Origin of the sequence: Ramlibacter tataouinensis TTB310 (assembly GCF_000215705.1) — a bacterium.
GTDB classification, from domain to species: Bacteria; Pseudomonadota; Gammaproteobacteria; order Burkholderiales; family Burkholderiaceae_C; genus Ramlibacter; species Ramlibacter tataouinensis.
The window spans coordinates 3,632,915-3,653,906 of the sequence record NC_015677.1 but is presented as its reverse complement, the minus strand read 5'-3'; the positions used below and the strand labels follow the sequence as shown (position 1 = coordinate 3,653,906).

At 70.1% G+C, this 20,992-nt stretch carries 20 protein-coding genes; 13 read left to right on the top strand and 7 right to left on the bottom strand.

Annotated features, from left to right (window positions below; all coding sequences use genetic code 11):
* Positions 1-14 precede the first annotated feature (14 nt).
* Genes RTA_RS17560 through RTA_RS17545 form a run of 4 tightly spaced genes read right to left on the bottom strand, consistent with a single transcriptional unit; the run spans position 15 to position 4,714 of the window.
* A complete protein-coding gene (locus RTA_RS17560; protein ID WP_013902777.1) occupies positions 15-1,139 on the bottom strand; it encodes a DUF3108 domain-containing protein in 1,125 nt (374 codons plus the stop codon).
* Positions 1,118-2,869: a M61 family metallopeptidase gene (locus tag RTA_RS17555; RefSeq protein ID WP_041675719.1), complete on the bottom strand. Its 1,752-nt coding sequence runs from the start codon at positions 2,867-2,869 to the stop codon at positions 1,118-1,120. The genes RTA_RS17560 and RTA_RS17555 overlap by 22 nt, the downstream gene beginning before the upstream one ends.
* Positions 2,866-3,579: a DsbC family protein gene (locus RTA_RS17550; RefSeq protein WP_013902775.1), complete on the bottom strand. Its 714-nt coding sequence runs from the start codon at positions 3,577-3,579 to the stop codon at positions 2,866-2,868. The genes RTA_RS17555 and RTA_RS17550 overlap by 4 nt, the downstream gene beginning before the upstream one ends.
* 37 nt (positions 3,580-3,616) lie before the next feature.
* Complete coding sequence (locus tag RTA_RS17545) at positions 3,617-4,714, bottom strand: FAD-dependent monooxygenase (RefSeq protein WP_041675718.1); 1,098 nt, start codon at positions 4,712-4,714, stop codon at positions 3,617-3,619.
* A gap of 66 nt (positions 4,715-4,780) precedes the next feature.
* Here RTA_RS17545 and RTA_RS17540 point away from each other — a divergent pair, with 66 nt between their 5' ends.
* Positions 4,781-5,641, top strand: a complete 861-nt coding sequence (locus RTA_RS17540) for an MOSC domain-containing protein (RefSeq protein WP_041675717.1) — start codon at positions 4,781-4,783, stop codon at positions 5,639-5,641.
* A 36-nt stretch (positions 5,642-5,677) separates the two neighbouring features.
* A complete protein-coding gene (gene ychF, locus RTA_RS17535) occupies positions 5,678-6,772 on the top strand; it encodes a redox-regulated ATPase YchF (RefSeq protein WP_041675716.1) in 1,095 nt (364 codons plus the stop codon).
* Positions 6,773-6,781: 9 nt separating this feature from the next.
* On the opposite strand, the gene RTA_RS17530 is transcribed toward ychF, so the two are convergent.
* On the bottom strand, positions 6,782-7,252 hold the full coding sequence (locus RTA_RS17530; RefSeq protein WP_041675715.1) for a YqaA family protein: 471 nt from the start codon (positions 7,250-7,252) through the stop codon (positions 6,782-6,784).
* Positions 7,253-7,412: 160 nt separating this feature from the next.
* On the opposite strand from RTA_RS17530, the gene dusB reads away from it, so the two are divergent.
* From dusB to RTA_RS17495, 7 genes are all read left to right on the top strand, one after another.
* Positions 7,413-8,459: a tRNA dihydrouridine synthase DusB gene (dusB, locus tag RTA_RS17525; protein ID WP_049871328.1), complete on the top strand. Its 1,047-nt coding sequence runs from the start codon at positions 7,413-7,415 to the stop codon at positions 8,457-8,459.
* A complete protein-coding gene (locus RTA_RS17520; protein ID WP_013902769.1) occupies positions 8,456-8,695 on the top strand; it encodes a Fis family transcriptional regulator in 240 nt (79 codons plus the stop codon). Before dusB ends, RTA_RS17520 begins: the two co-directional genes overlap by 4 nt.
* Complete coding sequence (gene purH / locus RTA_RS17515; RefSeq protein ID WP_013902768.1) at positions 8,692-10,263, top strand: bifunctional phosphoribosylaminoimidazolecarboxamide formyltransferase/IMP cyclohydrolase; 1,572 nt, start codon at positions 8,692-8,694, stop codon at positions 10,261-10,263. The genes RTA_RS17520 and purH overlap by 4 nt, the downstream gene beginning before the upstream one ends.
* A 192-nt stretch (positions 10,264-10,455) precedes the next feature.
* Positions 10,456-12,243 carry an N-acetylglutaminylglutamine amidotransferase gene (locus RTA_RS17510; RefSeq protein WP_013902767.1) on the top strand — a complete coding sequence of 596 codons (1,788 nt, stop codon included), beginning with the start codon at positions 10,456-10,458 and terminating at the stop codon, positions 12,241-12,243.
* 19 nt (positions 12,244-12,262) lie between these two features.
* Positions 12,263-14,032: an N-acetylglutaminylglutamine synthetase gene (gene ngg / locus RTA_RS17505; protein ID WP_013902766.1), complete on the top strand. Its 1,770-nt coding sequence runs from the start codon at positions 12,263-12,265 to the stop codon at positions 14,030-14,032.
* A gap of 6 nt (positions 14,033-14,038) precedes the next feature.
* Positions 14,039-15,280 carry an osmoprotectant NAGGN system M42 family peptidase gene (locus RTA_RS17500; protein WP_013902765.1) on the top strand — a complete coding sequence of 414 codons (1,242 nt, stop codon included), beginning with the start codon at positions 14,039-14,041 and terminating at the stop codon, positions 15,278-15,280.
* 111 nt (positions 15,281-15,391) lie between these two features.
* On the top strand, positions 15,392-16,960 hold the full coding sequence (locus RTA_RS17495) for a hypothetical protein (RefSeq protein ID WP_013902764.1): 1,569 nt from the start codon (positions 15,392-15,394) through the stop codon (positions 16,958-16,960).
* Positions 16,961-16,992: 32 nt separating this feature from the next.
* On the opposite strand, the gene hemL is transcribed toward RTA_RS17495, so the two are convergent.
* Positions 16,993-18,291, bottom strand: a complete 1,299-nt coding sequence (gene hemL / locus RTA_RS17490) for a glutamate-1-semialdehyde 2,1-aminomutase (RefSeq protein WP_013902763.1) — start codon at positions 18,289-18,291, stop codon at positions 16,993-16,995.
* A gap of 51 nt (positions 18,292-18,342) precedes the next feature.
* On the bottom strand, positions 18,343-19,275 hold the full coding sequence (thiD, locus tag RTA_RS17485; RefSeq protein ID WP_041676556.1) for a bifunctional hydroxymethylpyrimidine kinase/phosphomethylpyrimidine kinase: 933 nt from the start codon (positions 19,273-19,275) through the stop codon (positions 18,343-18,345).
* A 117-nt stretch (positions 19,276-19,392) separates the two neighbouring features.
* On the opposite strand from thiD, the gene RTA_RS20470 reads away from it, so the two are divergent.
* The 4 genes from RTA_RS20470 to RTA_RS17470 all read left to right on the top strand — a co-directional run bounded on the left by RTA_RS20470 (position 19,393) and on the right by RTA_RS17470 (position 20,933).
* Complete coding sequence (locus RTA_RS20470; protein WP_264362965.1) at positions 19,393-19,545, top strand: rubredoxin; 153 nt, start codon at positions 19,393-19,395, stop codon at positions 19,543-19,545.
* 68 nt (positions 19,546-19,613) lie between these two features.
* On the top strand, positions 19,614-20,012 hold the full coding sequence (locus RTA_RS17480) for a response regulator (protein ID WP_013902761.1): 399 nt from the start codon (positions 19,614-19,616) through the stop codon (positions 20,010-20,012).
* Positions 20,012-20,377, top strand: a complete 366-nt coding sequence (locus RTA_RS17475; RefSeq protein WP_013902760.1) for a response regulator transcription factor — start codon at positions 20,012-20,014, stop codon at positions 20,375-20,377. The genes RTA_RS17480 and RTA_RS17475 overlap by 1 nt, the downstream gene beginning before the upstream one ends.
* A gap of 25 nt (positions 20,378-20,402) precedes the next feature.
* Positions 20,403-20,933 carry a chemotaxis protein CheW gene (locus tag RTA_RS17470; protein WP_013902759.1) on the top strand — a complete coding sequence of 177 codons (531 nt, stop codon included), beginning with the start codon at positions 20,403-20,405 and terminating at the stop codon, positions 20,931-20,933.
* Positions 20,934-20,992: the final 59 nt, after the last annotated feature.

Sequence of the window (20,992 nt, the reverse complement as noted above, 5' to 3'; positions counted from 1 at the left end):
CGCTTCGGGGGTGGTCAATTCTGCTCGATGGTGTCGACCATCAGGTCCACGTGGGCCTCGTCGCCCATGCTCACGCGGATGCGCACCGGCAGGTACTGCAGGCTGGGCGCGAACCAGATTTCCGCCGTGATGTTGCCGCGCGGGTTGGCGATGGGCCGGGGCTTGAGCCGGAACGCCTCGACCTCGCCCAGCCGGGGTGTCCTGAGCAGCTCGCGGTCGACGATGTCGTAGGTCCACAGGTCCACCGCCGAGGGGCGCGCCAGCCAGATGTCGACCTGGCGGCCCACCTCCAGCCGTTCGCGCCCGGTGGCGAAGCGGTGACTGAGCTCGACGAACTGGCTGGCGCTGTCCTGCACGCCGGGCGGGCGCGGCGCGGTGCGGCCGTCGTTGAAGGTCAGCGTACCCGGGCCCATGCGCACGGAGCGGGGCTTGCCGCGCCACACCTCCTCGAACACCTCGGGCAGCAGGCCCTCGGGCCGGACCTCGCCTTGGCTGGTGAGGACCCGGCTGCCGGCCAGGGTGATGTCCAGTTCCACCCGCGCCTGGTAGAGCGGGCCGGCGCGCTGCCACTGCACGCGCGCGCCGCCGTACAGGTCGCCGCTGCGGTACTTGCCCGAGAGCTGGTAGTTGACGCGGGTGTCGCGCGGCCAGCTGTCCAGCGAACCCAGGGCGGCCTGCGCGGGATCGATGCCGGCGCCGGCCGTGGCGGCATCGCCGGCGGGCGCGGAGGCGGCGGCCTGCGGGGCGGAAGCGGCCGGCTCGGGTGGGGGCACGACTTCAGGGGGCGCCGGTGCCTGGGCGACGGTTTCGGGCGGCGGCTCGGGATCCGGCTGGGCTTGCGGGCGCGACGGCACCGAAGCCGCGGGCTTTGCCGGCTGCGCCACGGATTCCATGGCCGCGGTCTTCGGGGCGGCGGGGCGGGCGGCGGAACGGGTGGGCTGCGGAACCGGCGGCGGTGGCGCCTGGGGCAGCAGCAGCCGGGTGAACATCGGGTCCGCCAGCGGCCGCAGCACCGCCGGATGCACCTCCAGTCCTGCCAGCCAGTCCAGCAGCAGCAGGTGGCCGCCCAGCACCAGCGCCAGGATCAGCGCCAGCGGCACGGCCAGCCGGCGCTTGTTCAGGCGGGAGGTGACAGCCATGGCTGGGCCAGGGCAGCGTCGCGCAGCACCAAGCGCCAGGTGGTCACCGCGGTCGGCAGGTTGAGCTCCAGATGCAGCAGCCGCCGGTCGCGCGCCACCAGGGCCGTGACCTTGCGGTGGCTGCCGGCGTACAGCGGCAGGTCGTCCAGCTTGGCCATGCGCCAGCCGCTGCCCGCCACCTCCACACCCAGCCATTCGTCGTTGGCCGCGAAGCCGGCCTGCTCGGCGGCGCCGCCGCGCAGCACGGTCTTGACCTGGATGCTGCCGCCGCTCTCGGCCACCCGCAAGCCCAGGCGTTGCTGCCACTGCGCCGGTTCGGCCAGCACGACGATGCCGAAGCGCTGCAGCAGCTCTTCCAGCGGGAGTTCGCGCGTGCCGTGCACCCAGGCGGCGATCTCGCGCGCGTAGCTGCGGCCGCCCAGCTCCCTGAGCACCGCGGCGAAGTCGGCCTCGGTCATGGGGCCGGCCTTGCAGCGCGCCCACAGCGTGCGCATCACCTCGTCGAGGTTGCCGGCGCCTTCGGCGCGAAGCGTCAGGTCGAAGCACAGCGCCACCAGCGCGCCCTTGGTGTAGTAGCTGATGGTGGCGTTGGCGGTGTTCTCGTCCTGCCGGTAGTACTTGACCCAGGCGTCGAAGCTGGCCTGGGCCACCGACTGCACCTCGCGCCCCGGCGCCTGCAGCACCTGGTTGACGGTCTTGTTCAGCAGGCGCACGTAGGTCGCGTCGTCGATCAGGCCGCAGCGGCGCAGCAGCAGGTCGTCGTAGTAGCTGGTGAAGCCTTCGAAGAACCACAGCAGCTGGCTGTAGTTCTCGGCCCCGTAGTCGTAGTGGGTGAACTCCGCCGGCCGCAGGTGCTTGACGTTCCAGGTGTGGAAGTACTCGTGGCTGATCAGGCCCAGCAGGGTGGTGTAGCCGTCGCTGGCGCGGCTCTCCCCCAGCCGCGGCAGCTCGCGCCGGGCGGCGATCAGCGCCGTGGAGTTGCGATGCTCCAGCCCGCCGTAGCCGTCGTCCACCGCATTGAGCATGAACAGATAGCTCTTGTGCGGCGGGCGCTTGCGGCCGTGCCAGAAGTGGATCTCGGCCTCGCAGATCTTCTGCGTGTCGGCCACCAGCCGGGCGCCGTCGAAGGACTCGGGCGCGCCGGCCACCACGAAGCGGTGCGGCACGCCGGCGGCCTTGAACTCGGCGCTCCAGAAGCTGCCCATCTCCACCGGGCAGTCCACCAGCTCGTCGTAGTCGGCCGCGAGGTAGGTGCCGAACCCGCGCTTGCCCACGCGGTGCGGCGCCAGGCCGGTGGCCGCCTCCCAGCTGGGCACCGGCGAGACCAGCTCCAGGGCATGGGGCTGCGTCTCCTGGCCGTGCACCCGCAGGCACAGGCTGGTGCCGTTGAAGAAGCCGCGCTGCGCGTCCAGCCAGGCGGTGCGCACCGAGTTGTCGAAGGCGTAGACCTCGTAAGCCAGCACCAGCGGGCTGCTGGCCACGCAGTCCACCTGCCAGCTGCACTTGTCCAGCTGCTGCAGGGCGACCGGCCTGCCATCCTGCCGGGCGGCCAGCTTCTGCAGGTTCTTGGAGAACTCGCGCACCAGGTAGCTGCCCGGGATCCAGACCGGCAGCGACAGGCGCTGCGGCACGGCCGGCTGCTCGATGGTCAGCGTGACGCGGAACAGGTGGGCATGGATGTCGGCCGCCTCCACCCGGTAGTGCAGGCCCGCGGTTCGCCCCCCGCTCACTTGGCGCCGGCCAGGTACTTCTCGACCTGCTGGGCGCCGATGGCACCCGGCACGCGGGAGCCGTCCGCGAACAGCAGGGTGGGCGTCCCGGTGATCTTGTGCTTCTTGCCGAACTCGATGTTGCGCTGCAGCGCCGCGGTGTCGCAGCTGGCGGCGGCCGGCACCTGGTCGCGCACCATCCAGTCGCTCCAGGCGCGGGCCTTGTCCTTAGCGCACCAGATGTTGCGCGACTTGTCGGCCGAGTCCTGGCTCAGGATGGGGTAGAGGAACATGTAGACGGTGACGTTGTCCACCTTCTGGAAGTCCCGCTCGAAGCGCTTGCAGAACGAGCAGTTGGGGTCCTGGAAGATGGCCATCTTGCGCTTGCCGTTGCCCCGCACCACGGTGAACGCATCCTTGACCGGCAGGCTGTCGAAGTCCACCGCCAGCAGCTTCTCCATCCGCTCCTCGGTGAGGTTGAGCTTCTGGCGCGTATCGAACAGGTTGCCCTGCAGCAGGAAGTTGCCCTCGGCGTCGGTGTAGACCACGTCGGTGCCCACGCGCACCTCGTACAGGCCGGGCATGGGCGTCTTGCTGATCTCGTCGATCTTGGCCAGCTGCGGGATGCGCTCGGCCAGGTTCTTGCGGATCGTCGCCTCCTGCGCCACGGCGGCGCTGGCGAGGCTGGCGGCACACAGGGCTGCCAGCAGCCCGCGCTTGAATGGGTTCATTGTTGTTCCATCACGTCAAAAGAAACGGGCGTGCCCGTCAAAACCGTCCTGCCGCCTGGCGCGCCACCCAGAGCTTGAGCGGGCCGCTGCGGTCGAAGCCGCGCAGGCCCCAGGTGCGCACCCAGGCCCAGGGTTCGCCGTCCTGGGCGAACAGCTGCTGCAGCCCGTCGGTGGCCCACTGCATGGCGCTCACCTGCGACTTGCGCGAGCGCTCGTAGCGGCGCAGCAGCTTCTCGTCACCCACGCTGCGCCAGTACTCGCGCCGGTGCATCACCTGCGCCAGCTCGCGCGCGTCGGCCAGGCCCAGGTTCAGGCCCTGGCCCGCCAGGGGATGCAGCGTGTGCGCCGCATCGCCCGCCAGCGCCCAGCCCGGGCCGCACCAGCGCGAGGCCTGGGCCAGCTGCAGCGGCCAGGCCACTCGCTCGCCGGCGAGCGTGACCTTGCCCAGGGCGCCGTGGCTGGCCGCCTCGATGCGGGCCGCGAATTCGCCGGGCGCCAGCGACAGCAGCCCCGGCGCATGCTCCTGCCGGACAGACCAGACCAGCGCCACCGAGTTCCCGGCCGGCCCGCCTGTGGGCAGGAAGGCCAGGATGTTGCCGTCGGAGAACCACTGGCGCGCCACGCCGCCATGGGCTTGTTCGCAGGCCAGCCGGGCCGCGATGGCCTGCTGCGGGTAATGGGTGACATCGAAATGCACGCCGAATCCGGCGCGGCTGGCGCTGGCACGGCCTTCGCACACCACGGTGAGCGCCGCCTCCTGCGGCGCCGCCAGGGGCTCGATCAGCGGCTGGTAGCGCACCGCCTCGGCCAGGCGCTGCTGCAGGGCCTGCGCGTCGGCGATCCAGGCCAGCGCCGGCACGCCTTGCTCCCGCGCGTCGAAATGCACGGCGCCCTGCTCGTCGCCCTGGATGTCCATGCGCAGCACCGGCGTGGCCTGCACCTCGTCGGGCCAGGCACGCAGGGCCTGCAGCAGGTCGCGCGAGGCGGCGTTGAGCGCGAAGGCGCGCACGTCGCTGGGCGGCGGCTCGGCCGACTCGACCAGCCCGACGCGCAGGCGCTCGCGGGCCAGCAGCAGCGCCAGCGCACGGCCGACGATGCCGGCGCCGCGAATACACACATCCAGGGGCAGGGCCATGCGGGGCATTGTAGGAGCCGGGCACAATTCCGGCCCCACCTCAGCACCAACACTTTGTTGCCGACCATGAGCACTTCCGCCCACGACGTGTCCGCCCGCATCGCGCGGCTGTTCGTCTACCCCGTCAAATCCTGCGCCGGCGTGGAGCTGCCCGAGGCGGTGCTGACCGAGGCCGGCCTGGACCTGGACCGGGCCTGGATGGTGGTGGACGCCGAGGGCGAGTTCGTGACCCAGCGCGAACTGCCGCGCATGGCGCTGGTGCGGGTGCAGCTCAAGCACCACGAAGTGGTGCTGCGCGCCCCCGGCATGCTGGCCTTGCACCTGCAGATCGACGCCGTGGAAGCGCCTGCCAAGGTGCGCGTCTGGGACGACGTGGTGCCGGCCTACGACATGGGCGACGTGGCGGCGCAGTGGTTCAGCGACTTCCTCGGGCAGCGGCTGCGCCTGGTGCGCTTCGACCCGGAGCACCGCCGCCTGTCCAGCCTGCAATGGACGCAGGGGGTCGAAGCGCCCAACCAGTTCAGCGACGGCTTTCCCCTGCTGGCGGCCAGCCAGGCCTCGCTGGATCTGCTCAACCAGCGGCTGGCGGCGGCCGGCCACCCGCCGGTCGGCATGGAGCGTTTCCGGCCCAACATCGTGCTGGACGGCATCGAGGCGCACGACGAGGACCGGCTGGGCACGCTGCACGTGGGCGACGCGGGCGCGATCCGGCTGCGGCCGGTCAAGCCCTGCCCGCGCTGCCCCATCCCCAACGTCGACCCGGCCACGGCGCAGGCCGAGCCGGCCGTCGGCGACGTGCTGCAGGTCTACCGCCGCAACGAGCGGCTGGGCGGCGCCGTCGCCTTCGGCATGAACCTCATCGTGCTGCAGGGCGACGGCGAACTGCTGCGCGTGGGCCAGCTGGCGGCGGCCAGCTGGCAGTTCTGAGGGCCTACACTTGCGGCCTTCATTTCTGGAACCGACATGAGCTTGAAGTGCGGCATCGTGGGCCTGCCCAACGTGGGCAAGTCGACCTTGTTCAACGCCCTGACCAAGGCCGGCATCGCCGCCGAGAACTACCCTTTCTGCACCATCGAGCCCAACGTGGGCATCGTGGAGCTGCCGGACCCGCGCCTCGCGCGGCTGGCGGCCATCGTCAAGCCCGAGCGGGTGGTGCCGGCCATCGTGGAATTCGTGGACATCGCCGGCCTGGTGGCCGGCGCAAGCAAGGGCGAGGGGCTGGGCAACCAGTTCCTGGCGCACATCCGCGAGACCGACGCCATCGTCAACGTGGTGCGCTGCTTCGACGACCCCAACGTCATCCACGTGGCCGGCAAGGTGGACCCGGTGGCCGACATCGAGGTGATCCAGACCGAGCTGTGCCTGGCCGACCTGGGCACGGTGGACAAGGCGCTGGCGCGCTACGCCAAGGCGGCCAAGTCCGGCAACGACAAGGAAGCGGCCAGGATGGCGCAGCTGCTGCCCAAGGTGCAGGCCGCGCTCGACGAAGGCCGGCCGGTGCGCACCGTGCCGCTGACCGACGAGGAGAAGGCGCTGCTCAAGCCGCTGTTCCTGATCACCGCCAAGCCCGCCATGTTCGTGGGCAACGTTGACGAGAACGGCTTCGAGAACAATCCCTTCCTCGACCGGCTGCGCGAGTACGCCGCCGGCCAGAACGCGCCGGTGGTGGTGATCTGCGCCAAGATGGAAGCCGAGATGGCCGACATGGACGAGGAGGACAAGAAGATGTTCCTCGCCGAGATCGGCCAGCAGGAGCCGGGCCTGAACCGCCTGATCCGCGCTGCCTTCAAGCTGCTGGGCCTGCAGACCTACTTCACCGCCGGCGAAAAGGAGGTGCGCGCCTGGACGGTGCGCACAGGCGCCACTGCGCCGCAGGCCGCCGGCGTGATCCACACCGACTTCGAGCGCGGCTTCATCCGCGCCCAGACCATCGCCTTCGACGACTACCTCCAGTTCAAGGGCGAACAGGGCGCCAAGGACGCAGGCCGGATGCGCAGCGAGGGCAAGGAGTACGTGGTCAAGGACGGCGACGTGATGAACTTCCTGTTCAACGTCTGAGCGGCGGCTTCAGTTCGGCCACAGGTGGAGCAGCGCCACCGTCATGGTGACGTAGCGCAGGAACTTGCCCACCAGCATCCAGGCGGCGCAGGGCCAGAACGGCAGCTTCAGCCAGCCGGCCACCGCGCACAGCGGATCGCCCACCACCGGCAGGAACGACAGGAAGCAGGCCTTGGGCCCCAGGCGTTCCAGCCACTCGATGGCCTTGACGTGCGAGCGCGAGTGGCCCCACCGGTCCACCACCCGGTGGGCGCCGTAGCCCAGCCACCAGTCCAGCATGCCGCCCAGCGTGTTGCCCGCCGTCGCCACCGCCACCGCCGGCCAGAAGAGCTCCGGATTGAGCTTGAGCAGGCCGAACAGCGCCGGCTCCGACCCCAGCGGCAGCAGCGTGGCCGAGACAAAGGCGACCAGGAACAGGGTGCTCAAGCCATAGCGCGGCAGCGCGAGCAGGGAGAGGGCGGCGTCGAGCCAGGCTTGCATGGCGGCGCAGTATAGGCAGCGGCCGAGTCTGGCCACTGTAGGCCTGACTCCCGTCCCGGCGTCGCTCCCGGTGCGACGCTTTATTTCATTTGGCGCAATGGCCGACGCATACAATCCGTGCCTCATTTTTCAGCAGCAGCGCTTTTTGCTCCCTTCCTCCATGCACATCGGCCCCCACGTCCTGGCGAACAACCTGTTCGTGGCACCGATGGCCGGCGTGACCGACCGCCCGTTCCGCCGCCTGTGCCGGCAGCTGGGCGCGGGCTATGCCGTCAGCGAGATGGTGACCTCGCGCCGCGAGCTGTGGAACAGCCTCAAGACCTCGCGCCGCGCCGACCATGCGGGCGAGCCCGGCCCCATCGCGGTGCAGATCGCCGGCACGCAAGCCGCCGAGATGGCCGAGGCGGCGGTCTACAACATCGAGCGCGGCGCGCAGATCATCGACATCAACATGGGCTGCCCGGCCAAGAAGGTCTGCAACAAATGGGCCGGTTCGGCGCTGATGCAGGACGAGGCGCTGGCCGTGGGCATCGCGCGCGCCGTGGTGCAGGCCTGCGAGCCGCACGGCGTGCCGGTCACGCTCAAGATGCGCACCGGCTGGTGCCAGGCGCAGCGCAACGCCGTCACGCTGGCGCGGGCCTTCGAGCAGGTGGGCGTGCAGATGCTGACCGTGCACGGCCGCACGCGCGAGCAGGGCTACAAGGGCGAGGCCGAGTACGAGACGGTGGCCGCCGTGAAGGCGGCGGTGCGCATCCCGGTGGTGGCCAACGGCGACATCGACTCGCCCGCGAAGGCGCGCGACGTGCTCGCGATGACGGGCGCGGACGCGGTCATGATCGGCCGGGCGGCGCAGGGAAGGCCCTGGATCTTCCGCGAGGTGGCGCATTTCCTGGCCACCGGCGCGGTGCTGGCGCCGCCGCTGGTGGCCGAGGTGCGGCGCCTGCTGCTGGAGCACCTGCAGGACCATTACGCGCTGTACGGTGAGTTCACCGGCGTGCGCAGCGCGCGCAAGCACATCGCCTGGTACGTCGCGGCCCTGCCCGGCGGCGAGGCGTTCCGCCGGCGCATGAACCTGATCGAGGACGGCACCGCCCAGTGGCAGGCCGTGGCCGCGTTCTTCGACGAGCTCGGCGGCGCCATGGACCGGCTGCCCGACACACCAACAACAGCGCGAACCCCGGCCCGTGGCGAGGAGGTGGCACCGTGAGCAAGAAACACATCGAAGAGTGCGTGCGCAACAGCCTGGAGGGCTACTTCCGCGACCTGCGCGGCACCGAGCCCGATGGCATGTACGACATGCTGGTCAAGGCGGTGGAAAAGCCGCTGCTGGAGGTGGTGATGGCCAAGGCCGACCACAACCAGTCCCGGGCGGCCGACTGGCTGGGCCTGAACCGCAACACGCTGCGCAAGAAGCTGGTCGAACACAAACTCCTCAAATCATGAACGCACTCCTGTCCGTCTCCGACAAGGCCGGCATCCTCGAATTCGCGCAGGCGCTGCACGGCCTGGGCATCCGCCTGCTGTCCACCGGCGGCACGGCGCAGCTGCTGCAGTCGCACGGCCTGCCCGTCACCGAGGTGGCCGAGGTGACGGGCTTCCCGGAGATGCTGGACGGCCGGGTGAAGACCCTGCATCCCAAGGTGCATGGCGGCCTGCTGGCCCGGCGTGACCTGCCCGAGCACATGGCGGCGCTGGCGGCGCACGGCATCGCCACCATCGACCTGCTGGTGGTCAACCTCTACCCGTTCGAGAAGACCGTGGCCCGGGCCGGCTGCACCCTGGAAGAAGCGATCGAGAACATCGACATCGGCGGCCCGGCCATGGTGCGCAGCGCGGCCAAGAACTGGAAGGACGTGGCGGTGCTGACCGACGCGTCGCAGTACGAGGGCGTGCTGGCCGAGCTGCGGGCCCAAGGCAAGGTGTCGGACAGGACGCGTTTCGCGCTGTCGGTGGCCGCGTTCAACCGCATCAGCAACTACGACGCGGCGATCAGCGACTACCTCTCCAGCCTGCAGGAGGATGGCAGCCGCTCGCTGTTCGCGGCGCAGGCCAACGGCCGCTTTGTCAAGCTGCAGGACCTGCGCTATGGCGAGAACCCGCACCAGCAGGCCGCCTTCTACCGCGACCTGTACCCGGCGCCGGGCTCGCTGGTCATGGCGCAGCAGCTGCAGGGCAAGGAGCTGTCGTACAACAACATCGCCGACGCTGACGCCGCCTGGGAGTGCGTCAAGAGTTTCGACCAGTGCGCCTGCGTGATCGTCAAGCATGCCAACCCGTGCGGCGTCGCCACCGGCAAGCATCCGCTGGAAGCCTACGGCAAGGCCTTCCAGACCGACCCGACCTCCGCCTTCGGCGGCATCATCGCCTTCAACACCACGGTGCGCGGCGAGGCGGCGCAGGCCATCGCCAAGCAGTTCGTCGAGGTGCTGATCGCGCCGGAATTCAGCGAGGACGCGCTGGCGGTGTTCCGCAACAAGCCGAACGTGCGCCTGCTGAAGATCGCACTGCCGCCCGGCGGCGCGTCCGACTGGGACCAGGGCCGCAACGCGGTGGACGTCAAGCGCGTGGGCTCCGGGCTGCTGATGCAGACCGCCGACAACCGCGAGCTGACGCTGGCCGACCTGAAGGTGGTGACCGCCAGGCAGCCGACGCCGGCCGAGCTGCAGGACCTGCTGTTCGCCTGGAAGGTCGCCAAGTACGTCAAGTCCAACGCCATCGTGTTCTGCAAGGACGGCATGACCATGGGGGTGGGCGCCGGCCAGATGAGCCGACTGGACTCGGCCCGCATCGCCGGCATCAAGGCGCAGCACGCCAAGCTCTCGCTGCAGGGCACGGTGGTGGCGAGCGACGCCTTCTTCCCCTTCCGCGACGGGCTGGACGTGGTGGTGGACGCGGGCGCGACCTGCGTGATCCAGCCCGGCGGCAGCATGCGCGACAACGAGGTCATCGCGGCGGCCGACGAGCGCGGCGTCGCGATGGTGTTCTCCGGCGTGCGCCACTTCCGCCACTGAGCCCTCACCGCGCCCAGCTCGGGGCGGGCGCTTGGTGTTTCCTGCGGAGTTGTCCGACAGCCCAGGTCCGCCAGCGTCGGTACCCTGCCTGATCAGACCATTGCCCTGTCCGGCGCGCGTGGGCGTGCACGGATCCGGGGGCGTCTTGCCTTGCCTCTTCGGCTTGCGCAATCTCGAAGGGAACCTGATCTCATGTGCGGCATTGCAGGAGAACTGCGCTTCGACGGCGGCTTGGCCGATGTGCGGACCGTGGTCGAGATGACCCAGACCCAGTCACGCCGCGGCCCCGACGGCGAAGGGCTGTTCAGTCTGGGTGCGCGCTGCTTCGGCCATCGCCGGCTCAGCATCATGGACCTGAGCCTGCGTGCCCACCAGCCCTTCGTCGACAACGGGCTGGGCATGGGCATCGTGTTCAACGGGGCCATCTACAACCACCACGAGCTGCGCGAGGAACTGGCGGCCCGGGGCTACGAATTCAGCTCGACGGGCGATACCGAGGTCATCATCAAGGCCTGGCACGCATGGGGTCCCAAGGCGCTCGACCGCTTCTACGGCATGTTCGCCTTCGCGCTGTGGGAACGCGACAGCGGCATCACCTACCTGGCACGCGACCGCCTGGGCATCAAGCCGCTGTACTACACCGCGAACGCGAAGCGGCTGCGCTTCGCCTCGACCCTGCCTGCGCTGCTGGCGGGCGAGGGCGTGGACACCTGGCTGGACCCGCAGGCCCTGCACCACTACCTGAGCTTCCATGCCGTGGTTCCGGCGCCGCTCACCATCCTGCGCGGCGTGCGCAAGCTGGCGCCGGGCAGCCTGATGACCGTGCATCCGGACGGCCGCATGGAGCATGCCCGATGGTGGAACCTCGGCTTCGACCGCAGCGCCGAGGACGAGCGCTGCAGTTTCGAGGACTGGAAATCCCGCGTGCTCGAGACGCTGCGCGTGTCGGTCAAGCGGCGGCTGGTCTCCGACGTTCCGGTGGGCGTGCTGCTGTCGGGCGGGCTCGACTCGAGCCTGATCACCGGCCTGCTGGCCGAGGCGGGCACGACCGACCTGCGCACCTACTCCATCGGCTTCGAGGCCGTGGACGAGGAGGCGGGCGACGAATTCCGATACTCCGACCTGGTCGCGCGCCACTACGGAACCGTGCACCAGAAGCTGCAGGTGCCCGGCGACCTGCTGCTGGAGACGCTGCCCGAGGCGATCCAGGCGATGGCCGAGCCCATGGTCAGCCACGACGCGGTGGCCTTCTACCTGCTGTCGCAGGCGGTTTCCAAGCACAGCCGGGTGGTGCAGAGCGGCCAGGGGGCCGACGAGGTGTTCGGCGGCTACCACTGGTACCCGCCGATGGCGCAGATCCCGGACCCCGACCCGGCCGCGGCCGTCGACGCCTATCGCCGCGTGTTCTTCGACCGCGGCCACGAGGAGATCGGCTCCCTGCTGCAGTCGACCTGGGTCAGCGAGGACTGGAGCACGCAGTTCGTCCAGGCGCATTTCAGCCAGCCGGGGGCGGGCAGCGCGATCGACCGCGCCCTGCGACTGGACACCACGGTGATGCTGGTGGACGACCCGGTCAAGCGCGTCGACAACATGACCATGGCCTTCGGGCTGGAGGCGCGCGTGCCTTTCCTCGACCACGAGCTGGTCGAGCTGGCGGCTCGCATCCCGGCGCGCCACAAGATCGCCCAGGGCGGCAAGCACGTGCTCAAGGAGGCCGCGCGGCAGGTGATCCCCGCCGAGGTCATCGACCGGCCCAAGGGCTACTTCCCGGTGCCGGCCCTGAAGTACCTGCGCGGCGACTTCCTCGACTACGTGCGCGACACGCTCGGCTCGCGGGCCGCGCGTGAGCGCGGGCTGTTCCGCCGCGACGCGATCGACCGCATGTTCGAGGCACCCGACGAACACATCACGCCGCTGCGCGGCTCCAAGCTCTGGCAGGCCGCGCTGCTGGAGGCCTGGCTGCAGGCGCACCGGATCTGAACCAGGAGACAGCTTTCCCATGACCGTCGTCCAACTCCAACTGGAACCCTCCACGCACGGTGTCGGCCCCCTGGGCGACGGCGGCGTCGTCGCCCCGGCGACGATGACGAACAAGGCCCAACGGGCCCCCGCGGCGGAGTCCGGCACGCAGGGCCGCCACGGCATCCTCGACTGCGGCTGGGGACGGCTGCTGTATGCGCCGTCCTTCGAGTCGCCCAAGCAACTGGCGCAGGCCCTGCTCCAGGAACAGCCGGGCCGCCGCGACATCGCCCTGTACGTGGAGGATCCGCAGCTGGTGCTGGCCGAGGCGCCCAGCCAGCTGTTCCTCGACCCCTCGCTCCTGTTCCGCCGGCCGCTCGACGCGGCGGATGTCCGTGTCGACCGTCCCGCTCCAGGGGTCGTCGTGCGCCCCCTGACCACGCGCGCCGACATTGCCGCGATCAACCGCCTCTACGCCATGCGCCGCATGGTGCCGCTGGACCCGGCGGTGGTCTGGGCCCAGCGACAGTCCGAGGCCCTGACCTACCTGGTCGCCGAGGACGAGCGCACCGGCGAGGTGATCGGCTCGGTGCTCGGCATCGACCACGTGGCCGCCTTCGACGATCCCCAGGGTGGCACCAGCCTGTGGTGCCTGGCGGTGGATCCACAGACGCGGGTGTCCGGCGCCGGCGAGTCGCTGACGCAGTACCTGGTCGCGCACTTCGCCCGGCGCGGACGCGCCTTCCTCGACCTGTCGGTGCTGCACGACAACGAGCACGCCATCGGCCTGTACCAGCGGCTCGGCTTCCAGAAGGCGGCGGGCTTCGTCATCAAGCACAAGAACGCGATCAACCAGCGCCTCTTCGGCGACACCGAGGATGTCTCGGGGCTGAACCCCTACGCGCGCCTGATCGTGGACGAGGCGCGCCGCCGCGGCATCAGCGCCGAGGTGGTCGACGCGCCGGCGGGCATCTTCAAGCTGCGCCACTTCGGGCACGAGGTGCTGTGCCGCGAGTCGCTCACCGAGCTGACCGGCGGCGTCGCCATGACCTGGTGCCAGGACAAGGTGCTCACGCTGCGGCGGCTCGCGTCCATCGGCCTGCGCGTGCCCAGGCAGCGCACCGCCGGCGATGCGCAGGCCGATGCCGCGTTCATGTGCGAATGCGGCTCGGTGGTGGTCAAGCCCGCCCTGGGCGAACAGGGCCGGGGCATCAGCGTCGACGTGCGGACCGAGCCGCACCTGGTCGAGGCGATCGCGCGCGCCGCCAAGGAGGGCGGCCATGTGGTCATCGAGGAGTTCTGCGCCGGGCAGGACCTGCGCATCGTGGTCATCGGCTACAAGGTGGTGGCCGCCGCGATCCGCCGGCCGGCCGAGATCGTCGGCGACGGCCAGTCCACCGTCGCCAAGCTGATCGAGCGCCAGAGCGCGCGCCGCGCCGCCGCTACCGGCGGCGAGAGCAGGATCCCGGTGGATGCCGAGACCGAGCGGTGCCTGGCCGGCCAGGGCCTGGCGATGGATTCGGTGCTGCCGCCCGGCCAGGCGGTGAACGTGCGCAAGACCGCCAACCTGCATACCGGCGGCACCATCCACGACGTCACGGCGCAGCTGCACCCGCTGCTGCGCGAGGCGGCCGAGACGGCCGCGCGCGCGCTGCGCATCCCGGTGGTCGGCCTCGATTTCCTGGTGCCTTCGCCCGACCAGCCGGAGTACGTGGTCATCGAGGCGAACGAGCGGCCCGGCCTGGCGAACCACGAACCCCAGCCCACGGCGCAACGCTTCGTGGACCTGCTCTTTCCCTTCACGGCCTGAGGCGCCATGCGCAAGCTGGAGATCGACGTCGGCTACCTGAGAAGCACGCTGCTGGAGCTGCTGGCCATTCCCAGCCCGGCGGGCCTGACCGACGAGATCGTGCACTACACCGGCGGCCAGCTGGACAGCATCGGCGTGCCCTACGAGCTGACGCGGCGCGGCACCATCCGCGGCATCCTCAAGCGCACGCTGCCGGAGCGCCGGCGCGGCAGCCCCGCCTGCGCCATCGTCGCGCACCTGGACACGCTCGGCGCCATGGTGCGGGCGGTCAAGCCGACGGGCCGGCTGGCGCTCATGCCCATCGGCACCTGGTCGAGCCGCTGGGCCGAGGGCGGGCGCGTCACCCTGTTCACCGACCAGGGCCGCTACCGCGGCTCGGTGCTGCCGCTGAAGGCCTCGGGCCATGTCTACAACGAGGAGATCGACAGCCAGCCGGTGAACTGGGCGCAGCTGGAGCTGCGCATCGACCAGCCGATCGACTCGGCCGGCGACGTGGCCGCCCTGGGCATCCAGGTGGGTGATTTCGTGGCTTTCGACGCCAACCCCGAGGTGCTGGACAACGGCTACATCGTCTCGCGCTACCTCGACAACAAGGCCGGCGTCGCGGCCCTGCTGGCGGCGCTGAAGGCGGTGGTCGACAGCGGCGCGGAGGTGCCGATGGACTGCCATCCGGTCTTCACCCTGAGCGAGGAGGTGGGCTCGGGCGCGCGCGCGGTGATCGAGGAGGACGTGAGCGAGGTGATCGGCGTGGACATCGGGCCGGTCGCCGCGGGGCAGGGCGCGCGCGAATATGGCGTCACCATCCCCCTGATGGACTCGGCCGGCCCGCACGACTACCACCTCACGCGCAAGCTGCTGCGCATGTGCGCCGAGCACGGGATCCCCAGCCACCGCGACGTCTTTCCCTTCTACCATTCGGACGCCGGATCGGCCGTGAGCGCGGGGGCGGACGTGCGCACCGCCCTGCTGTGTTTCGGGACCGACGCCACGCACGGCTACGAGCGCACGCACGTCGAGACGCTCAAGCACCTGGCCGAGCTGCTGGCGATCTACATCCAGTGCGGCCCCACTGTGCCCGGCGACCGCGAGCGCCGGCGCGACTCGGTGGAAAGCTTCTCGCACCAGCTGGACGCGCAGCAGCTGGCGCCAGTGGGCGGCACCTCGCTGCCCGAGGTGGGCGAACTGATCGACCTGCCCGAGGCACGCAGCCGCGAGGAGGCGCCGGACGCGAGTCCGCAGGAGCCGTAGGCGCCGCCAGCCTGTTGCGATCGCGCCACCCCCGCCCTGCAGTCGCTTGTCGGCTGCGAAAAGCGGCCGATAAGATGCCCCGCACACCGCATCAGCGGGAGGGGACCCACCATGATGACGACTGCCGCCGGCCAACGCCGGCGCTGGCTGGGGCGCCTGTGCGCCTGGACAGCTTCCCTGGTCCTGGCCGCCGGCCTGGCGGGCTGCGCAACCACGGCCATCTCGGACAAGACCGAATTGCGCGAGAACGAGGGCGTGGTGACGGTGCGCGTGGTGAGCCTGCACCAGCGCACCCTCAGGCACCTGGCGATCCGGAACCTGGACACGCAGCAGGACTACAAGCTCCAGCCGCAAGCCCCGCTGGGCGGCGACAGCTACCGCTTCACCGGCATCGTCCCGGCCGGCCGCTACCAGACCCGCGAGCTGTACGGCTTCGACGTCGAGGACCTGGGCGTGGTGCAGCGCCATCACACGCTCAAGGTGCCATTGGACCGCGAGGCCAATCGCTTCGAGGTGCGGGCCGGCGGCCTGGCGAACCTGGCTTCCGTGGTGTTCACCCCGCTGCAGGACGGCCGCTTCGTGGCGCCGCGGGAAAGCACGCCGATCGCGGCGCGCGAGTGGCTGCGCCATGCCAACCCCGGCCTGGCAGCCAAGCTGGAGGCCGGACCCGAGACCACCTGGTCGTCGCCGCTGCCTGCCGCGGAGGCGGCGCTGCTCAAGCTGCAGCTCGCTTACGCGCAGCGCCAGGTGGGGCCCGCGGGCTTCCCGGTGCTCGATGCCCAGGGCACACCCTGGTCCACCGGCAGGCTCGGCACGGTGTTCGACCTGGCCAAGGGGGCGCGCTACCAGGCGGACACGGTGCACCAGCTCACGACAGTCGCGCCGCTCGCCGACGGCCGCCTGCTGGCGGCCGGCGAGGAGGGCTACGTGGCCATGTCCTCGCCGGACCGCAAGACCTGGCGTCAGCTGCCCACGCCGGGCTCCAAGGCGGCGGTGGCCCTGACGGTGACGCAGGCGCCGGACGGCACGGTCTACCTGGCCAGCCGCACGCCGCTGGGTGCCGTGGTGCACGCGGCCGATCCCCAGGCCGCCACCTGGAGCTGGCGCGAGGTGCGCCGCATCGAACGCGGGACGCTCGCCGCCACCGCCGAGGGCAACTCGGTCGCGTTCCGGTCCATGGGCCAGGCGCACCCGAACGCGGCGGTCACGCGCGAGCGCCTGGTGATCTACACGCCGGATCCGGAGTGGCTGTCCTCCATGGACCTGCGCACCGGCGCGTGGGAGCAGCACAAGCCCGAGTCGCGCGTGGTCCGGCTGCGCGGCGCGCCCGACGGCGTGGTGCTCACCATGAGCGCGGCACCCGCCTTCTGGGCCACGTCCGACTACGGCAAGAGCTGGTTCCAGGTGGACAAGTACTTGCACACCACGCTGCCGATCTTCACGTCCAAGACCGAGGCCTACGTGCTGGCCAGCCCCTTCGGCGCCTGGAAGCCCGTGCCCGCCTTGTACAAGACCGTGGACGCCGGAAGGACCTGGAAGGCGGCCGGCACGCTGCCGCCCAACATGGACCGCTTCTGGGGCGGCGTGCTGATGTTCGACCCCGCCAGCCGGCGGCTCGGCTACCAGAACTCGGCCGGCACGCTGGCCTGGACGCAGGACGAGGGCACGAGCTGGAAATGACGCCGCGGGCCCCGCGGCGCGGCGGATGACACTTACGCGGCCAGTGTCCGGAACACCTCGCGTGCCGCCGCCACCGTCAGAGCGATGTCGTCCTCGCTGTGGGCGCTGCTCACGAATCCGGCCTCGTACAGCGCCGGCGCGATGTACACGCCGCGCTCGAGCAGGCCATGGAACAGCCGGTTGAAGCGCGTGCCGTCGGTCTTCATGACCGCGCCGTAGTTCTGCGGCAGCTGGGGCAGCAGGAAGAAGCCGAACATGCCGCCTTCGCAGTCGGCGCTGAAGGCCACGCCTTCGGCCCGCGCCGCAGCGGCCAGGCCGTCGACCAGCGAACGGGTGCGCGCCGACAGCGCCTCGAAGAAGCCGGGCTGGCTGATCTCCTGCAGCGTCGCCAGGCCGCAGGCGGTGGCGACCGGATTGCCGGACAAGGTGCCCGCCTGGTAGACCGGCCCGAGCGGCGCCAGCTGCTCCATGACCGCGCGGGGCCCCCCAAAGGCCGCCAGCGGCATGCCGCCGCCGATGACCTTGCCCATGACGGTGAGGTCCGGGCGGAAGCCGGGAATGGCCCGGGCATACAGGCCCTGGGCGCTGCCCAGGCCGACGCGCAAGCCCGTCATCACCTCGTCGAACACCAGCAGCGCGCCGTGCCGGCTGCACAGCTCGCGGCAGCGTTGCATGAACGGCACGCTGGCGCGCACAAAGTTCATGTTTCCGGCGATCGGTTCGATCATCAGGCAGGCGAGCTGTGGCCCGTGCAGGGCGAAGGCCTCCTCCAGCTGCTCGAGGTTGTTGTACTCCAGCACCAGGGTGTGCTGCGCCACCTCGGGCGGCACGCCGGCGCTGGTCGGGTGCCCGAAGGTGGCCAGACCCGAGCCGGCCTTGACCAGCAGCGCATCGGCGTGGCCGTGGTAGCAGCCCTCGAACTTGATGATCTTGGCGCGGCCGGTGGCGCCGCGCGCCAGGCGGATGGCGCTCATGGCGGCCTCGGTGCCCGAGCTGACCAGCCGCACCATCTCCATGGAAGGCACCAGGGCCACGATGGCCTCGGCCAGCTGCACCTCGCGCTCGGTCGGTGCGCCGAAGGAGAAGCCGTCGCGCGCGGCCTGCTGCACCGCCTCCAGGACGGCGGGATGGCCGTGGCCCAGGATCATCGGGCCCCACGAGCCGATGTAGTCGATGTAGCGCTGGCCATTGGCGTCCCAGAACCAGGCGCCCTCGGCGCGCGCCACGAAGCGCGGCGTGCCGCCGACGGCGCGAAAGGCGCGCACCGGGGAATTCACGCCGCCGGGGATGCGCTGCCTGGCGCGCTCGAAGAGTTGTTGGTTTCGATCCATGGTGAACGCGGGCTTTACGCGGCGGCTCCGGTCCGCCCCGGGGGTGGGCAATCAATGCTTGGTGTCATGGGCGGGCATGTCGAAGACCTGGAGGGCCTGCGCTTCCTCCTCGGTCAGGGATTCGTTGTCGTCGCCTTCGGGCTGGGCCCAGAACAGGCGGTCCGGCACCACGTTGCCCATGCCGGGGCGAAAGCCCGCATCCAGGCAGCGGTCCAGGTAGGCGAGCGCCTCGCTGGCGGCGGCGGCCAGGTCGGTGCCGCTGGCCACCAGCGCCGCGAGCGCGGCCGACAAGGTGTCGCCGGCGCCCGAGAACACCGCCTCGAAGCGCTCGAACTTCTCGCTGCCCAGCACCGCCTGGGGGGTGGCCAGCACGTTGTCGATGAACTGTTCGGGCAGCGGGATGCCGGTCACCAGGGTGTAGGGCACGCCCAGCTCGGAGGCGGCCTTCGCGATGTCGCGCGCAGTGGGGCTGCGGTCGCCGGGCCAGTCGGGCAGCAGCCAGCGCCACAGGGTGCTGTGGTTTCCCACCAACACGGTGGTCTGGGGCAGCATCAGCTCGCGGAAGGCGTCCAGGTACAGGTCGATCTGGCCCTCGTCCCACCAGGACAGGTTGGGCATGTAGGCGATCACGGGGACGTCGGCGTAGTCGGCGGCGATCTCGGCGATCGCGCTGATCGCCTCGGGGCTGCCGACGAAGCCGACCTTGAACACCTGCACCGGCGCGTCCTCGAGGATGGTGCGCGCCTGCTCGCCGACAGCCTCCTCGTCGAAGGCGAAATGGTCGAACACCTCGGTGGTGTCGCGGGCGTATGCGCCGGTAACCACGGGCAGTGCGTGCGCGCCGACCGAGGCGATGGCGGTGATGTCGGCGGCCAGGCCGCCAGCACCGCTGGGGTCGCTGGCGTTGAACACCATCACGCACGACGGGCTGCCGTCGGCATCGTCTTCGTCCTGCGCGGAAGGGGAGGGATCGGGGTTTGTCATGGGGCTCGATGTGTCGTCATGCGCATGCGCCATTGCGGCTTCGCTGCGAGGGCCCTCGATACAATCGTTGCATTCTATTCGAAGGCCCTTTAAGCTGTGACTGAAGCAAAAACCTGGATGTGTCTGATTTGCGGATGGATCTACGACGAGTCCGCCGGAGCTCCCGACCACGGCATCGCACCGGGGACGCCATGGGAGCAAGTGCCCATGAACTGGACTTGCCCGGAGTGCGGTGCACGCAAGGAAGATTTTGAGATGGTTCAGATTTGAGGGGGTGTGCCTGTTACATCTTTCGATGATGGATCGCCCAGGTAGTTACAAATGAGGAGCGCCGTCAAGTGAGCACGACCGGATCAGCGTTCAAGGTGCTGGTGATCGACGACAGCAACACGATCCGGCGCAGCGCCGAGATCTTCCTGAAGCAGGGCGGCCACGAGGTCATGCTGGCCGAGGATGGTTTCGATGCCCTGGCCAAGGTCAACGATTACCAGCCGAACCTGATCTTCTGCGACATCCTGATGCCCCGGCTCGACGGCTACCAGACCTGCGCCATCATCAAGCGCAATGCCCGGTTCGCGTCCGTGCCCGTGGTGATGCTGTCGTCCAAGGATGGTGTGTTCGACAAGGCCCGCGGCCGCATGGTCGGCTCCGAGGACTACCTCACCAAACCGTTTACCAAGGACCAACTGCTCCAGACCGTCCAGCAGTTCGGCTCCGCCCAAGAAGGAGTGATGTGATGGCGATCTCGAAAGTCCTCGTCGTGGACGATTCCAAGACCGAATTGATGTTCATGACGGACCTGCTCCAGAAGGCGGGTTTCTCTGTCAAAACCGCGGAGAACGCGGAAGACGCCTTCCGCCGCCTGGCCGAGGAAAAGCCCCACCTGATCCTGATGGACGTGGTCATGCCCGGCCAGAACGGTTTCCAGCTCACGCGTGCCATCACGCGCGACCCGCTGTACGCCGACGTGCCCATCATCATGTGTACCAGCAAGAACCAGGAGACCGACCGGGTGTGGGGCATGCGCCAGGGCGCGCGCGACTACATCACCAAGCCGGTGGACGCCGGCGAGCTCATGGCCAAGATCAAAGCCCTGAGCTGAGGCCTGGCGCAGGCAGTACCTTCCCATGGCCAACCGCGAAGCCCTCCGAGAGCTCCAGAGCCGACTGGCCAACCGCCTGCAGGCCGCGCGTACCGAGGGCGTACAGGCTTCCTGGCTGGCGGTCGAGGCCGCGGGCGCCAGGTACCTGTTCCCGCTCGCGCAATCGGGCGAGATCTTTCCCTTCGCCAATGCCCAGCCGGTGCCCTATACCCATGCCTGGTTCCTGGGCGTGGCCAATCTGCGTGGCGGCCTGTACGGCGTGGTGGACCTGGCCGGCTTCGTCGGCGGGCGCGCGCCACAGCAGCGCGTCGAGACCAGCCGCGCCGATGCGCGGCTGGTCGCGCTGAGCGCCATGCTCGAGGTCAATTGCGCACTGCTGATCGACCGGCTGGCCGGGCTGCGCGGGCTGGACGCCTTCTCGTCGTCTTCCGAGCCGCCCGCGGGCTCGCCCGGCTATTTCGGCAGCGGCTACACCGACGCCAGTGGCGCCTACTGGCAGGAGATCAACCTGCAGGCGCTTTCGCAGCAACCCCAATTCCTGAGCATCAGCGCATAAGCATTCCGGAAGGCCCGCATCATGTCCGTCCTCAAACATCTTTTCTCCAAGAAGCCGCC

What these genes read in the sequence shown, in the direction of transcription:
- RTA_RS17560 (WP_013902777.1), bottom strand. Translation starts at nt 1,139, where the DNA reads ATGGCTGTCACCTCCCGCCTGAACAAGCGCCGGCTGGCCGTGCCGCTG.
- RTA_RS17550 (WP_013902775.1), bottom strand. Translation starts at nt 3,579, where the DNA reads ATGAACCCATTCAAGCGCGGGCTGCTGGCAGCCCTGTGTGCCGCCAGC.
- RTA_RS17545 (WP_041675718.1), bottom strand. Translation starts at nt 4,714, where the DNA reads ATGGCCCTGCCCCTGGATGTGTGTATTCGCGGCGCCGGCATCGTCGGC.
- RTA_RS17540 (WP_041675717.1), top strand. Translation starts at nt 4,781, where the DNA reads ATGAGCACTTCCGCCCACGACGTGTCCGCCCGCATCGCGCGGCTGTTC.
- ychF (WP_041675716.1), top strand. Translation starts at nt 5,678, where the DNA reads ATGAGCTTGAAGTGCGGCATCGTGGGCCTGCCCAACGTGGGCAAGTCG.
- RTA_RS17530 (WP_041675715.1), bottom strand. Translation starts at nt 7,252, where the DNA reads ATGCAAGCCTGGCTCGACGCCGCCCTCTCCCTGCTCGCGCTGCCGCGC.
- dusB (WP_049871328.1), top strand. Translation starts at nt 7,413, where the DNA reads ATGCACATCGGCCCCCACGTCCTGGCGAACAACCTGTTCGTGGCACCG.
- purH (WP_013902768.1), top strand. Translation starts at nt 8,692, where the DNA reads ATGAACGCACTCCTGTCCGTCTCCGACAAGGCCGGCATCCTCGAATTC.
- RTA_RS17510 (WP_013902767.1), top strand. Translation starts at nt 10,456, where the DNA reads ATGTGCGGCATTGCAGGAGAACTGCGCTTCGACGGCGGCTTGGCCGAT.
- ngg (WP_013902766.1), top strand. Translation starts at nt 12,263, where the DNA reads ATGACCGTCGTCCAACTCCAACTGGAACCCTCCACGCACGGTGTCGGC.
- RTA_RS17500 (WP_013902765.1), top strand. Translation starts at nt 14,039, where the DNA reads ATGCGCAAGCTGGAGATCGACGTCGGCTACCTGAGAAGCACGCTGCTG.
- RTA_RS17495 (WP_013902764.1), top strand. Translation starts at nt 15,392, where the DNA reads ATGATGACGACTGCCGCCGGCCAACGCCGGCGCTGGCTGGGGCGCCTG.
- hemL (WP_013902763.1), bottom strand. Translation starts at nt 18,291, where the DNA reads ATGGATCGAAACCAACAACTCTTCGAGCGCGCCAGGCAGCGCATCCCC.
- thiD (WP_041676556.1), bottom strand. Translation starts at nt 19,275, where the DNA reads ATGACAAACCCCGATCCCTCCCCTTCCGCGCAGGACGAAGACGATGCC.
- RTA_RS20470 (WP_264362965.1), top strand. Translation starts at nt 19,393, where the DNA reads ATGTGTCTGATTTGCGGATGGATCTACGACGAGTCCGCCGGAGCTCCC.
- RTA_RS17475 (WP_013902760.1), top strand. Translation starts at nt 20,012, where the DNA reads ATGGCGATCTCGAAAGTCCTCGTCGTGGACGATTCCAAGACCGAATTG.
- RTA_RS17470 (WP_013902759.1), top strand. Translation starts at nt 20,403, where the DNA reads ATGGCCAACCGCGAAGCCCTCCGAGAGCTCCAGAGCCGACTGGCCAAC.